The organism is Streptomyces sp. NPDC053079 (assembly GCF_044546695.1).
In the GTDB taxonomy this organism is placed as follows: Bacteria; Actinomycetota; Actinomycetes; order Streptomycetales; family Streptomycetaceae; genus Streptomyces.
Genome location: NZ_JBITZJ010000001.1, coordinates 793,816 through 808,406 on the forward strand (window position 1 = coordinate 793,816; position 14,591 = coordinate 808,406).

The window sequence follows — 14,591 nt, forward strand, 5'->3', positions numbered from 1 at the left end:
ATGGCGGGCAGCTTCACCCGAACGATGAAAGGGGTGCGGGTGGGGCAGCGGGGTCGGACGACGTGGCCTTGGCCGGGCCCAGGCCGTAGACGCGGCGGGCGTTGTCCGCCGCGACCAGGGCCGCCACCCGTTCCGCGTCCCCGGCCGACCAGGCGCCCTCCTCCACCCATCCCGTCAGCAGCCGGCCGAGGGCCTGCCGGAAGAGTTCGGCGCCCACGACGTAGAGCTCCGGCAGGCCGTAGGCGTCGGTGGAGAACAGGAGCTTTCCGAACGGGGCCAGTTCCAGCATCTCGGCCAGGACGGCCCCCGCACGAGCCCCGGTGTGGGTCAGGGCGAGCCCCATGTCGGCGTAGACGTGGGGGAAGGCGTGGGCGAGATAGCCGGCGCCCCGGTGGTAGGGGTAGCAGTGCAGCAGCACCAGCGTGCAGCCGGTCGGGCGCACCGCCCGCGCGAAGTCGGTGAGCAGCAGTGGGTCGCAGCGGTCCAGCCGCAGGTCCGGGTCGCCGAAACCGGTGTGCAGCTGCAGCGGTGCGCCGGTCTCGGCGGCGCTCCACAGCAGATGCCGCAGCAGCGCGGGCTCGGCCAGCCGGGTGCCCGGCGTACGGGCGGTGAGCCAGCGGTCGGCGGCGGTCCGCACCTCGGCCGGGCGGGGCGGGCCGGGTTCGAAGTCCAGGCCGTAGCGGTAGGCGACCACCGACTTGAAGCCGGCGGCGGTGCGGGCGCCGTCCCGTACGGCGTCCCCCAGAGCGTCGAGGAACGCGGCGGGACTGTCGGCGCCGTCGGCGATCCGTTCCGCCAGATGTTCGAGCCGGATGATCTCGTGGCAGGCGGCGTCTCCGGCGGCCGCCAGCTCCTGGGGGCTCGTCAGGTCGCCGGGCAGCCCCGTGTCGACCAGGAAGTCGGAGATGCCGCAGGAGCCGAGCAGGCGCCGGGTGGCCTCGGCCGGGCCGAGCTCGGCCCGGCGGGCGAGGTAGGCCTCGGGCGGGCAGTGCGGTTCGAGGTCCAGGAGCGGTGCGCACCAGCGGCGCACGGCGAAGCCGGGCTGGGTGTCGAAGAAGGAGGTGCCGGGCGCGGCGGGCGCGTCGGACTCGGTGAGAAAGGACTCGAAGGCCTGCGCGGAGAGCCCGGCGCGGGCCACGCCGTGGCAGTGGTGGTCCACCAGCGGGGGAATCGGCAGGCCGGTCATGTCAGTACCGTCCGCGCGTCGCGGCCGCGATGTCCTTCGGTGCGAGGCCCTCGAACAGCTTCACCTCGCCCGCGCGGACCGCGGCGATCGCCTCGAACAGCGGATCGCCGAGCGCGGTGCGCAGCAGGGCCGAGCCCCGGAAGTGCTCCAGCGCCTCGGCGAGGGAGGTGGGCAGGCGCTCCTGGCCGCCGGTGACGGCCGGGTCGCCGGCCGCCGGGGGCGGCAGCCGCAGCCCTTCGTCCAGGCCCGCCAGCCCGGCGGCCACGACGCCGCCCGCCACCAGGTACGGATTGGCCGCCCCGTCGAAGCACTTGACCTCGGCGTTGGCGCCCCCGGCGTCGTCCGGCGCGCCGGTGATGAAGCGGAGCGCGGCCTCCCGCGCCTCCAGGCCCCAGCACTGGAAGACCCCCGCCCAGCGCGAGGGCTCCAGCCGCAGATAGCTGGCGGGCGTGGGCGCGCCCAGGGCGAGGAGCGCGGGCAGTTCCCGCAGCACCCCGGCCAGGAACGCCTCGCACTCGGCCGTCATGCCGTACGGGCCGTCGCCGCCGCGGCACAGGTTCCGCTCGTCACGCCACAGGCTCAGGTGCAGATGCGCGCCGTTGCCGACGCCGCCGGGTTCCACGACGGGGGCGAAGGAGGCGTCGAGGCCGTGCCGCACCGACACCGCGCGGATCGTCTCCCGGACCAGCACCGACAGGTCGGCCGCGCCGACCGGGTCCGAAGGGGCGACCGACACCTCGAACTGGCCGGGGGAGTACTCGGGGTGGATCTGCAGGACGTCGACGCGCTGTGCGGTGAGCGCGTCCAGCACCTCGCGCAGATAGTCCGACAGCTCGATCACCCGCGTCATGCCGTAGGCGGGGCCGGAGCAGGCGTAGCGCGGGGGTTCGTGCCCGTCGGCGTGGGTGACGACCCACTCGGTCTCGAATCCCATGCTCAGCCGCACCCCGCGGGCCGCGGCCGCCTCCGCCATCCGGCGGGCGAACTGCCGCTGGCAGGCGACGTAGGGCGTGTCGTCCTGCTCGTACCGGTCCACCGGGGCCCAGGCCCAGCCGGGCTGCGCGGCCAGGACGGTCAGCCGGTCCAGGTCGGGGAACAGCCGCAGATCGCCGTCGGGGCCGCCGATGTGACGGCTGCCGACGCTGGAGTCGTCGACGAGGTAGACGTCGAAGCAGGGCGAGGCGCCCACGCCCCGGCGGGCGGCGTGCGCGAGCCGGCCGGTGGGGACGGCCTTGACGCGGGAGATGCCGGCGTTGTCCACCCAGGTGAGGGCGACGCCGCGGATGTCCTGCGCGGTGAGCTGCGCGGCGGCCTGCCGGGCCGCCGACTCCGCCCGTTCCCGTTCCGGCTTCTCCACGGTGCGCTCCTCACCTCGGACAACCGCTTGGCCCGGGATCCTGGGACCGGGCAAGGTCTGCACGTATTACACCTCACGCCTGCCGGCGCGCGCCCGGGGTACGGCGTAGTCCATGCCACCCGGGGCGCGCGCGGCGGACGCGGTCAGGTGCGTTCGCCGAGCAGGTCGGTCGTCAGCGCAGGGAGGTGACGGCCGCCAGGGCGCTGCCGGTCCTCGGAGCCGCTCCGTCCGGTTTCCCGCCGCAGTACTCGGCTTCCACCAGTCCTGGGAGGTCGCCCTCCGTCCAGTCGCCGTTGTGGTTGAAGGCGGCGGTGTGGCGTCCGTCCGCCGTGGAAACGGCCAGGGAGATGGAGCCGTGGATGCCGCCGTCGTGGAGCCAGACGGTCGTGCCGCACGACAGCGTGGCCGAGGAGATGCCCAGGCCGTAGCCGCCGCCGTCCCGCACGGGGACGGTGGTGAGCAGTTCCTTCTGCTGACGCTCGGGCAGCAGCTTGCCGCCCAGCAGCGCGCGGTAGAAGCGGTTGAGGTCACCGGTGGTGGAGATGATCTCGCCGGCCGCGCCGCCCCAGGAGGGGTTGAGCTCGGTGGTGTCGTGGATCCGGGCGTCCGGCGCCGTGGAGAGCTTGCTGTAGGCGCGGCCGTGCGGGGACGGCATGCGCGGCGAGGTGCCGGGCAGGGTGGTGGCGCGCAGGCCCAGCCGGTCGATGACGCGCTTTTCGATCTCGGCGGCGTAGGTGCGGCCGGTCACCTTCTCCACGATCATTCCGGCGAGGACGTAGTTGGTGTTGGAGTAGTGCCAGCCCTGGCCCGGCCGGAAGTCGGGCCGGTGCTTCATGGCGACCGCGACCAGCTGCAGGGGCGTGTAGGTGTCGTAGCGGTGCTCGGGGAAGCCCGTGGTGAGCTTCTCGACGATGCCGGGGTCGTCGGTGTAATTGAAGACCCCACTGGTGTGGTTGAGCAGTTGGCGGACGGTGATCCGGCTGCCGTCGTGGCCGTTGCCCCGGACCACCCCCGGCAGCCGGCGTTCGACCGTGTCGTCGAGGTCGAGTCTGCCCTCGGCCTCGAGCTGGAGGAGGACGGTGGAGACGAACGCCTTGCTGATGCTGCCGATGCGGAAGCGGTCCTGGGGGAGGCGCTGGCGTTGGGTGACGAGATCGGCCACGCCGGCCGATCCGTTCCAGGTGCCGTGGTCGTCCTGAACCTGCCCCAGGACTCCCGGCATTCCGGCCTTCACCTCGGCCTCCATGACCGCCCGGGTCGCGCCGTGCCCCCCGCCGCCCTGTCCGCTGCCGGCCGCGGTCGCCGTCGCCAGGCCCGTGGCGGCCAGCGCGGCCGCCACCGTACCCACCAGCGCCGCGCGTACTGTCCGTAATCCCATCGCGCACTGCCTCTCTGTCAGAAGGGTCCGTGTGCACCCCCCTGGACTCCGTCAAGGGCCGCGACGTTGACGGGCCTTCGAGGGGAGGAACCCTTTCCGGCCAGTCGTTTCATCGGACGGAAGGCGGCCGAGTGGGTGCGCAGGGGCCCGGAATCTCACTCGTTCGACGGAATGCACCCAAGGTAATCGAGCAACTACGCTTGGTGTGTGTCGATGTGGGGTCGTGGGGCATTGCTGCAGCCCGTGGTGCGGGCTGCGGTCGCCGTGCTGACCTCCGTGCTGCTCGTGCTCTCCGCCGCGGCGTCCGAGGGGATGGAGCTCGCATCCGTCCGGGAGGAGGTCCCCGCCTCCGCTCCCTTGGCGGACGGGTCCTCCGACGAGTGCGCCGCGTGTACGGCCGAGCAGCGGGTTCCACGTCCGGGGAGGGTGGGGCGGCCGACCGGCAGGCGCGCCTGCCCGCCGGCCCTGGCGCCTGTCGCAGGAGGGGCCGGGGGGCCCTCCTGCCGGCAGGCGCCGTCCCGGCCGGGCGGCGATGTCGCCGCCACCGACCGCGCGCACCATTCCGTCCTGCGCTGCTGACCGGGACCACGTCCCGCCCCTGTCCCAGGGGCGGGACGTCGTCGTTTTCCCGGCACGCCAGCAGGTACGACAGCAGGAGTTACGTCATGCGCATCGATCCAGCGCGCGCACTCGGCGCCTATGTGCGCGCCGAGGCCTATCGCATCCACCGTCCCGCTCCCGAGCCGGAGCCCGCCCCCGTCATCGTCGAGGAGCGCACCGATGCTCCGGGGGATCCGGCAGCGGAGGTCCGGCCCGTGTCGCGTCGGCCGAAAGTGCTCGCCCGGTTGTTGTTCCTCCGTCAGAAGTAGCCGCCGACCCGGATTCCGCCGCCCAAGGGCCCGCCTCCCGGCGGGCCGCTCCGGGCGGGGCGGCGGAGGACGCGGAGGAAAGGGAACCCCCTTGTGGGGTGACTTTAAGGTAAGGCTAACCTAATATTCGCAGCGTCCGGTGTGGGAGCGATCCCCACGGATGGCCTGTCCTGTTCTTTTTGAGTTCTTTTCAACGCCCGGAGCCTTCGATGACCTCGCCCGACCGCTTCCTCCTGTCCGCGCCGCGCCGTGCGGCCCAGGCTCTCGCCGCTGTGGGTGCGGCCGCCCTCCTCCTGACCGGTTGCGGTTCCGACTCGGACTCCGGCTCCGACAAGGCGAAGGGTGAGTCGGCGTCCGGCGGCGGCGAGACGCGTACGGTCAAGGACGCGACGGGCACGGCGGTCAAGGTTCCCGCCAACCCCAAGCGCATCGTGACGCTCACCCAGGAGGACCTCGACGCGGTGCTCGCGCTCGGCCTCAAGCCGGTCGGCATCACCAACGGCCAGGGTATGAACAAGCCGCCGGCCTACCTCGAGGACAAGGTCAAGGGCATCAACGTCGTCGGCAACCTGCTGCAGCCGGTGATGGACAAGGTCATCGCCGCCAAGCCCGACCTCATCCTCGCCGGTGACATGCAGGACCAGCAGGTCCTCAAGCAGCTCCGTGAGATCACCCCGGCCACGGTGGTCACGATGGCCCCGACCGACGACTGGAAGCTCTCCTTCCGGGGGATCGCCAACGTGGTCAACGGCCTCGACAAGGCCAACAAGGTCATCACCGAGTACGAGGCCAAGGCCAAGAAGGCCGGCGAGGAGCTCGGCGAGAACAAGGGCGCCGAGGTCAGCATCGTCCGCTGGAACCCGGACGGCCCCAGCTGGATGGAGAAGAAGCAGTTCGCCAGCGGCGTCGCCCTGGACATGGGCCTCAAGCGCCCCAAGGCCCAGGACAAGGACGGCAACGCCCACACCCCGGCGCTCAGCCTGGAGAAGATCAACGAGATCGACGGTGACTGGCTCTTCCTCTCCACGCTCACCTCGGACGGCGAGAAGGCCCTGAAGGACGTCCAGGAGAAGCCGGCGTACAAGGACCTGAACGCGGTCAAGAAGAACCACGCCGTGACCGTGAACGGTTCGGTGTGGTCCACGCGGGGCGGTCCGCTGGCCAGCCAGGTCGTCATCGACGACATCGTCAAGGCGCTGAAGAAGTAACCGGGGCGCCGCCCCGGACCCCGGTCCTCAAGCGCCGGACGGGCTGGCTGTGCTGTGTCCTCAAACGCCGGACGGGCTGACCAGCCCGTCCGGCGCTTTGAGGACCGGTCGCGTTCAGGCGCGGGACGCGGCGAAGTCCGCCGCCGTCCAGGCCATGCCCACCGCGCCGTCGACGATCGCGCGCTCCGCCTCCGGCGAGACGGCCGCCTGGACGAACTCCGGCTCGTGCGGGCCGCAGGTGCCGTCGGTGATGTCCAGCACCGGATGGATCGACGGCACGGCGTGCGAGACGTTGCCCATGTCCGTGCAGGCGAACGCCTCGCGCTGCTGCGGCTCGGGGCGGCCCAGCTCCCGGGCGTTGGCCTGCCACAGCGCGATGAGCCCGGGGTCGGTGCGGAAGTCGAGGTAGTCCGGCTCCGGCCGGGTCAGCGTCACCTCGCAGCCGGTGGCGAGCGCGCCGGCCCGGAAGCAGTCCTCCACGCGCTCGCGCAACTCGCGCAGGTCCTCGGCGGCCGAGGCGCGGATCTCGTACTCGGCGGTGGCGTGGTCGGGGATCGCGTTGGGGGCCGTGCCCGCGCTCGTGGTCACCCCGTGCACCTTCCACTGCGACGGCAACTGCTGGCGCAGCAGCCCCAGGGCGACCTGGGCGACCGTCAGGGCGTCGGCGGCGTTGCGGCCTTCGTGCGCGTTGAGGCTGGGGTGCGCCGAACGGCCCCGGTACTCGACCGAGAGCGTGCCGAGCGCGAACGAACGGAACTCCGCGACCTCGAACGGGCAGGGGTGCACCATCATCGCGGCGTCCACCCCCTCGAACGCCCCGGCCTCCAGCAGCAGCGCCTTGCCCGCGCCGCGCTCCTCGGCCGGGGTGCCCACGACCCGTACGGTCAGGCCCAGTTCGTCCGCGTACGGGGCCAGCGCGAGCGCCGCGCCCACACCGGCGGCGGCGATCAGATTGTGGCCGCAGGCGTGCCCGAGGCCGGGCAGCGCGTCGTACTCGCAGGCGATGGCCACGGTGGCCGGGCCGGAGCCGGCGGTCGCCGAGAACGCCGTGTCCAGGCCGTAGGCGGGGGCGGTGACGTCGAAGCCGTGGCCGCGCAGGGCCTCGGCGCACCAGGCGGCGGCGCGGTGCTCGGCGAAGGCGGTCTCAGGGTGTGCGTGGATGCGCCGGCTGAGCGACAGGAGCTCCTCACGATGGGCTGAAACGCGCTCGCGTATGGCGGATTTGAGGCCTTCGGCCACGGTCATGTCCGGCTCCTGTGTCATGGGTGTTCGCTCCGCCCCGCGCAGGTCGGGGGCCGCTCTCACAAGCGATCAAAAAATAGCTTAGGCTTACCTAAGCTGACGCACCGGGGGGTCCGGTGTGACCAGGAACGTTTGCCATATTTCGGGAGTCCCCACGCATGCGTGACCACCAGGCCGAGACCACCCCCGCCGAACTGCCGCTGCTCGCCGCGCAGTCCGGCATCCTGTACGCCCAGGCTCTCGCCCCCGACAACCCGGTCTACAACACCGGTGACTGCGTGGAGATCAACGGCAGCCTGGACGAGGAGCTGTTCGAGCGCGCCCTGCGGCAGACCGCCCGGGAGGCCGAGACCCTCGCCCTCGTGGCCACGGCGGACGACCCGCCCGCGCAGCGCGTCGCCTCCGACCGCCCCTGGCCGCTGCACCGCCTCGACCTGCGCACGGCCGACCGCCCGACCGAGGAGGCCGAGGCCTGGATGCGGGCCGACCTCGACCGGCCCGTCGACCTCACCGAGGGATCCCTGGTCACCCAGGCCCTCATCCGCCTGGCCGACGACCGCTACTGGTGGTACCAGCGCGTCCACCACTTCGCCGTCGACGCCTACGCCCTGACCCTCATCGGCCGCCGCACCGCCGAAATCTACACCGCGCTCGCCGCCGGCACCGAGCCCGCTCCCAACCCCTTCGGCACGCTGCGCGAACTGGTCGAGGACGAGGCCGAATACGCCGCTGGGGAACGCCACGGAGCCGACCGCGACTTCTGGCGCGAGCGGTTCGCCGACCGGCCCGAGCCCGTCTCCCTCGCCGACGGCCCCGCCGCCCCCGCCGACTTCGTCCTGCGCCACGGCGCCGAGCTCCCCGCCGGCTCCCTGACCCGTCTGGAGTCCGCCGCCCGGGCCGCCAGGGCCACCTGGGCCGAACTCCTCATCGCCGCCACCGCCGGCTATGTGCACCGCACGACCGGCGCACAGGACATCGTCCTCGGCCTGCCGCTGATGAACCGCCGCGGCCCCGCCGCCCTGCGCACCCCCGCCATGATGGTCAACGTCATGCCGCTGCGCATCGCCGTCCAGCCGCAGGACACCGGCGCCGAACTCCTGCGCCGCGTCGTCCTCGAGGTGCGGGCCGTGCGCCGCCACCAGCGCTACCGCCAGGAGGACCTGCGCCGCGACCTCGGCCTGACCGCCGCCGAACAGCCCCTGTTCGGGCCGATGGTGAACATCAAGGCCTTCGAGGGCGACCTGGAGTTCGGCGGGCTGCCCGGCGTGGTGCGCAACCTCGCCGCCGGGCCCGTCGACGACCTCGCCGTGGCCGTCACCCCCACGCCCGACGGCGCCGTCCGGCTCGGCCTGGACGCCAACCCCGCCCGCTACGACGCCCCCTCGCTCGCCGCGCACGAGAGCGGTCTGCGCCGCTACCTCGACGGCCTCACCGCGCTGCTGCTGGACGACCCGCAGCGGCCCGTCGGCACCATCGACCTCCTGGACGCGGAGGAGATCCGCACCGCCACCGCGGGCCGCACCGAGCCCGCCGCCGAGCGGACCCTGCCCGAGCTGTTCGCGGACCAGGCCGCCCGCACCCCCGACGCCACCGCCGTCCGCAGCGGGGACACCACCCTCACCTTCGCCGAGCTGGAACGGGCCGCCAACCGCCTCGCCCACGAACTGCGGGCCTCCGGCCTGCCGCAGGGCAGCGCGGTGGCGCTGGCCCTGCCCCGCAGCGCGGACACCGTCGTCGCCCTGCTCGCCGTCCTCAAGGCGGGCGGCGTCTGCCAGCCGCTCGACCTCGGCCACCCCGCGCAGCGCATCACCGCCGTCCTCGACGACACCCGCCCCGGCCGCGTCGTCGGCACCGCCGACGCCGTCCGCGGCCTGCCCGGGCACGGCGTCCCCACCCTGCTCCTGGACGACCCGGCCACCCGGGCCCGCATCGACGCCCGGCCCGCCACGGCCCCCGAGGCCCCCGCACCCGGCCAGGCGGCGTACATCATCCACACCTCCGGCTCCACCGGCCGGCCCAAGGGCGTCCTCGTCACCCACGCCTCCCTCGCCAACCTCCACGCCGGGCACGGCAGCGACCACATCGCCCCGGCCGTGCAGCGCACCGGCCGCGAGCGGCTGCGGATCGCGCACAGCGCCTCCTTCGCCTTCGACGCCTCCTGGGACCCCCTGATCTGGATGGTCCACGGCCACGAGCTGCACCTCCTGGACGACGCCGCCTACCGCGACCCCGCCGTCCTGACCGCCTACGTCGACGCCCAGCGCATCGACTACCTCGACGCCACCCCCTCCTACGTCGAGGCCCTCATCGCCGAAGGCCTCCTCGACGAGGGCCGGCACCACCCCGCACTCGTCGTGGTCGGCGGCGAGACCGTGCCCGAGCCGCTGTGGCACCGGCTGGCCGGCACCGACGGCCTCAGCCCCATCAACCTCTACGGGCCCACCGAGACCACCGTCGACGCCTACTACTGGCTGCCCCGCGGCCCCCAGGACGGCACCGCCGTCGGCCGTCCCGTGCGCGGCTCACGGGCGTACGTCCTCGACACCTCCCTGCGCCCCACGGCCGTCGGCGTCACCGGCGAGCTCTACATCGCCGGCGCCTGCCTGGCCGCCGGCTACCTGCGCCGCCCCGACCTCACCGCCGAACGCTTCACCGCCGACCCCTTCGGCGCCCTGCACGGCGAGAGCGGCGCCCGCATGTACCGCACCGGCGACCTCGTGCGCCGCCGCGCGGACGGCACCCTCGAATTCCTCGGCCGCGCCGACGACCAGGTCAAGATCCGCGGCTTCCGCGTCGAACTCGGCGAGATCCAGGCCGCCCTGACCGCCCACCCGGCCGTGGACCGGGCCGCCGTCATCGCCCGCGACACCGCCACCGGCAAGCGGCTCCTCGGCTACGTCGTCCCCGCCGAAGGCACCGCCGCCGACCCCGAGGCGCTGCGCGCCCACCTCGCGGAGCGGCTGCCCGAGCACATGGTGCCCAGCGCGATCCTCGCCCTGGACGCCCTGCCCCGCACCGCCAACGACAAGCTCGACGTCCGGGCCCTGCCCGACCCGGACCCGGCCGCCGTCGCGGGCGGCGCCCCCGGCCACAGCGGCCCCCGCACCGCCCACGAGGAGATCCTGTGCGGCCTCTTCGCCGCCACCCTCGGTCTGGACGCCACCCCCGCCCCGCAGGCCAGCCTCTTCGACCTCGGCGGCCACTCGCTGACCGCCGGCCGCATCGCCGCCCGCATCCGCGAGAGCTTCGGCACGACCGTCAGCCTCGCCGACGTCTTCCGCAACCCCACCCCGGCCGCCCTCGCCACCCTCCTGCGCGACGCCCCCGCGGCCGACGGCGAGGAGCGCCCCGCGCTGGCGCCCGTACCCCGCACGGACCGCATGCCGCTCTCCCCGGCGCAGAAGCGGCTGTGGTTCATGTACCGCCTCGAAGGACTCAGCCCCACCTACAACATCCCCCTCGTGCTGACCCTGACCGGACCGCTCGACCACGACGCGCTGCAGCTCGCCCTGAACGACCTGACGCACGCCCACGAGACGCTCAGAACGGTATATCCGGCCACTGACAACGAGCCCTACCAGCGGATCCTCACCGCCGACGAGGCGAGGACGCACCTGCACACCGCGCCCGCGGGGGCCGACCTGACCGAGGCCGTCCGCCACTGCTTCGACCTGGCCACCGAACCGCCGCTCAAGGCGACGCTGTTCAGCGACGGCGGCGACCGCCACACCCTGCTCCTCCTCCTGCACCACATCGCCGGCGACGGCGCCTCCACCACCCCCCTGGCCCGCGACCTCGCCACCGCCTACACCGCCCGCGCCGCAGGCCGCGCCCCCGAACTGCCGCACCGGCCCGTGCAGTACGCCGACCACACCGCCTGGCAGCAGCGCCTCCTGGGCACCGCCGACGAGCCGACCGCGCTCGCCGCCCGCCAGCTCGGCCACTGGAAGCAGGCCCTCGCCGGCCTGCCCGACCAGCTCGAACTGCCCACCGACCGGCCGCGCCCCGCCGTCGCGTCCTACGAAGGCGACACCGTCCCCTTCCACCTCGACGCGAGCACGCACGCCGCCCTCGAACAGCTCACCCGCACCACCGGCACCAGCGTCTTCATGGCCGTCCAGGCCGCCCTCGCCGCCCTCCTCACCCGCTACGGCTGCGGCACCGACATCCCGCTCGGCACCCCCGTCGCCGGGCGCGACGACGACACGACCGCCGACCTCGTCGGCTTCTTCGTCAACACCCTGGTCCTGCGCACCGACACCTCCGGCGCCCCCACCTTCCGCACCCTCCTCGACCGCGTCCGCGCCACGACGATCGCGGCGTACGAGCACGCCGACGTGCCCTTCGACCGGCTCGTCGAGGAGCTCAACCCGCCCCGCTCGCTGGCCCGGCACCCGCTCTTCCAGGTGATGCTCGCCTGGCAGTCGCTGCCCGACGCCGAGTTCGCCATGGGCCCGGGCCTGAGCGCCCGCATGGACGCCGTCCCCTCCGGCACCGCCAAGTTCGACCTCACCCTGAACGCGGGCGAGCAGCCCGGCGGCGGCATATCCGGCTTCCTCGAATACCGCACCGACCTCTTCGACGCCGGCACGGCGGAACGTCTGGCCACCCACCTCGCCGGCCTGCTCACCGCGGCCGCCGCCGACCCGGACACCCCCGTCGGCCGGCTCCCCCTCCTCGACGCGCAGGAGCTGCACCGCTCCCTCGTCGAATGGAACGCCTGCCCGTCCACCCCCACCCCCTCCAAGCAGACCCTCGTCGAGCTCTACGAGGACGCCGCCCGCCGCCACCCCGACCGCACGGCCGTCACCTGCGAGGGCGCCTCCCTCACCTACGCGCAGCTGTCCGCCCGCGCCAACCGCCTGGCCCGGCTGCTCGCCGGGCGCGGCATCGGGCCCGGCGCCATCGTCGCCCTCGCCCTGCCCCGCTCCCTCGAACTGGTCACCGGCCTGCTGGCCGTCGCCAAGTGCGGCGCCGCGTACCTCCCGCTCGACCCGGACTACCCGGCCGACCGCCTCGCGTACATGCTCCAGGACGCCGCCCCGGCCGCCGTCGTCACCGACACCGCGACCGCCGCGCGCATCCCCGCCCACGACCTGCCGGTCGTCCTCGCCGACGGCACCGACGCCGACGCGTACGAGCCCGCCGACCTGGACGACGAGGACCGCACCCGGCCGCAGCGGCCCGGCGACGTCGCCTACGTCATCTACACCTCGGGCTCCACCGGCCGCCCCAAGGGCGTCCCCGTCACCCACCACAACGTCGCCCGCCTCTTCTCCGCCACCGACCACTGGTTCGGCTTCGACGAGAAGGACGTGTGGACCCTCTTCCACTCCTACGCCTTCGACTTCTCGGTGTGGGAGCTGTGGGGCGCGCTGCTGCACGGCGGCCGGCTCGTGGTCGTACCCCACCTGGTCAGCCGCGACCCGCGGGCCTTCCTCGGCCTGCTCGCCGACGAGGGCGTGACCGTCCTCAACCAGACGCCGTCGGCCTTCTACCAGCTGATGGCCGCGGACAAGGAGCATCCGGGGCGCGAACTCGCCCTGCGCTACGTCGTCTTCGGCGGCGAGGCCCTGGAACTGGGCCGCCTGGACGACTGGTACGACCGCCACGCCGACGACGCGCCCACGCTCGTCAACATGTACGGCATCACCGAGACCACGGTCCACGTCTCCTACATCGCCCTCGACCGTGCGAGCGCGGCCGCCGGCACCTCCAGCACCATCGGCGTCAACATCCCCGACCTGCGCGTCTACGTCCTCGACGCGTACCTCCAGCCCGTGCCGCCCGGTGTCACCGGTGAGATGTACGTCGCCGGCGAGGGCCTGGCCCGCGGCTACCTGGGCCGCCACGCGCTCACGGCGGAACGATTCGTCGCCGACCCCTTCGCCCCCCTCTTCGGCGAGAGCGGCAGCCGGATGTACCGCTCCGGCGACCTCGCCCGCCGTCGCCCCGACGGCACCCTGGAGTACTTCGGGCGCGCCGACCACCAGGTGAAGATCCGCGGCTTCCGCATCGAGCTCGGCGAGATCGAGGCCGTCCTCGCCGACCACCCCGACGTCGCCGACGCGGCCGTCGTCGTCCGCGAGGACAGCCCCGGCGACAAGCGCCTCGTCGCCTACGCCGTCCCCGCCCGCGAGACCACGCCCGCCCTGCTGCGCGAGCACGCGGGCACCGAACTGCCCGTCCACATGGTCCCCTCCGCCGTCGTCCTCCTGGACCGCCTGCCGCTGACCGCCAACGGCAAGCTCGACCGCAAGGCGCTCCCGGCCCCCGACCTGGCCGCCGCCGTCACGGAGGGCCGGGCCCCGCGCGGCCCCCGCGAGGAGCAGCTCTGCGCGATCTTCGCCGACGTCCTGGGCCTGCCCCGGGTCGGCGTGGACGACAACTTCTTCGACCTCGGCGGCCACTCGCTGCTCGCCGTGCGCCTGGCCGGCCGCGTCAAGTCCGCGCTCGGCGCCGACGTCGGCATCGGCACCATCTTCCAGGCACCCACCGTGGCCGCCCTCGACGCCGCCCTCGACGCGGCGGAGAAGACGGACGCCCTCGACGTCCTGCTGCCGCTGCGCCCGGCCGCGCCCGGCGACAAGGCCCCGCTGTACTGCGTCCACCCCGCCGGCGGCCTCAGCTGGTGCTACGCCGGACTGATCCGCCACCTCCCCGCCGACGTGCCGATCTACGGCCTCCAGGCCCAGGGCGTCGGCCCGGCCACCGCCGCCGAGCCGCTGCCGAAGACCCTGGAGGAACTGGCCGCGCACTACGTCGACCGGCTCCGCGAGGTCCAGCCCGAGGGCCCGTACCGCCTGATGGGCTGGTCCACCGGCGGCATCATCGCCCAGGCCATGGCCACCCGCCTGCAGGACCTCGACGCCGGGGTCGAGCTGCTCGCCATCCTCGACGCCTACCCCGCCGAGGGCTTCCGCGAGCTGCCCGTACCCGACCAGGCCGAGGCCCTCGAGGCCCTGCTCGCCATGGGCGGCTACGGACCGGACAGCCTGGAGGGCAAGCCCTTCGAACTCGCCCACGTCACCGAGGTGCTGCGCCGCGAGGGCTCCCCGCTGGCCAGCCTCGACGACGCCACCATCGAGGCCCTCAACCGCACGTACCTCAACACCAACCATCTCGTGCGGGCCTTCGACCACCGCGTCTTCGACGGCGACGTGCTCTTCTTCCGGGCCACCGTCGACACCATCGACGACGCGCTCACCCCCGAGACGTGGACCCCCTATGTGACCGGGCGGATCGACAACACCGACGTCGCCTGCTCGCACAAGGACATGACCCTGCCCGAACCGATCGCGCACATCGCGAGCGTCATCGCCGACCGCCTGCAGAACCTGGAGAACTGACC

The 14,591-nt window shown here is 73.6% G+C and carries 7 protein-coding genes; 3 read left to right on the forward strand and 4 right to left on the reverse strand.

Features of this window, described 5'->3' with window-relative positions; genetic code table 11:
- Positions 1-13: 13 nt before the first annotated feature.
- The 3 genes from ACIGXW_RS03035 to ACIGXW_RS03045 all read right to left on the reverse strand — a co-directional run bounded on the left by ACIGXW_RS03035 (position 14) and on the right by ACIGXW_RS03045 (position 3,921).
- Positions 14-1,186, reverse strand: a complete 1,173-nt coding sequence (locus ACIGXW_RS03035) for an amidohydrolase family protein (RefSeq protein ID WP_399569176.1) — start codon at positions 1,184-1,186, stop codon at positions 14-16.
- A gap of 1 nt (position 1,187) precedes the next feature.
- Positions 1,188-2,543: a glutamine synthetase gene (locus ACIGXW_RS03040; RefSeq protein ID WP_399569178.1), complete on the reverse strand. Its 1,356-nt coding sequence runs from the start codon at positions 2,541-2,543 to the stop codon at positions 1,188-1,190.
- Between the two features lie 172 nt (positions 2,544-2,715).
- Positions 2,716-3,921, reverse strand: coding sequence for a serine hydrolase domain-containing protein (locus tag ACIGXW_RS03045; protein WP_399569180.1), 1,206 nt, complete (start codon positions 3,919-3,921; stop codon positions 2,716-2,718).
- Positions 3,922-4,586: 665 nt separating this feature from the next.
- Here ACIGXW_RS03045 and ACIGXW_RS03050 point away from each other — a divergent pair.
- Together ACIGXW_RS03050 and ACIGXW_RS03055 are read left to right on the forward strand one after the other, a co-directional pair.
- Positions 4,587-4,790 carry a hypothetical protein gene (locus ACIGXW_RS03050; RefSeq protein WP_399569182.1) on the forward strand — a complete coding sequence of 68 codons (204 nt, stop codon included), beginning with the start codon at positions 4,587-4,589 and terminating at the stop codon, positions 4,788-4,790.
- A gap of 209 nt (positions 4,791-4,999) precedes the next feature.
- Positions 5,000-5,998 (forward strand): ABC transporter substrate-binding protein, encoded by a 999-nt coding sequence (locus ACIGXW_RS03055; RefSeq protein WP_399569185.1) that lies wholly within the window; start codon positions 5,000-5,002, stop codon positions 5,996-5,998.
- A 114-nt stretch (positions 5,999-6,112) separates the two neighbouring features.
- Here ACIGXW_RS03055 and ACIGXW_RS03060 read toward each other — a convergent pair whose 3' ends face one another.
- The gene (locus ACIGXW_RS03060; protein WP_399569188.1) at positions 6,113-7,243 is read right to left on the reverse strand and encodes a M20 family metallopeptidase; all 1,131 of its coding nucleotides are present in this window, start codon (positions 7,241-7,243) and stop codon (positions 6,113-6,115) included.
- 155 nt (positions 7,244-7,398) lie between these two features.
- Here ACIGXW_RS03060 and ACIGXW_RS03065 point away from each other — a divergent pair, with 155 nt between their 5' ends.
- Positions 7,399-14,589, forward strand: a complete 7,191-nt coding sequence (locus ACIGXW_RS03065; protein ID WP_399569191.1) for an amino acid adenylation domain-containing protein — start codon at positions 7,399-7,401, stop codon at positions 14,587-14,589.
- The last annotated feature ends 2 nt before the right edge of the window (positions 14,590-14,591 follow it).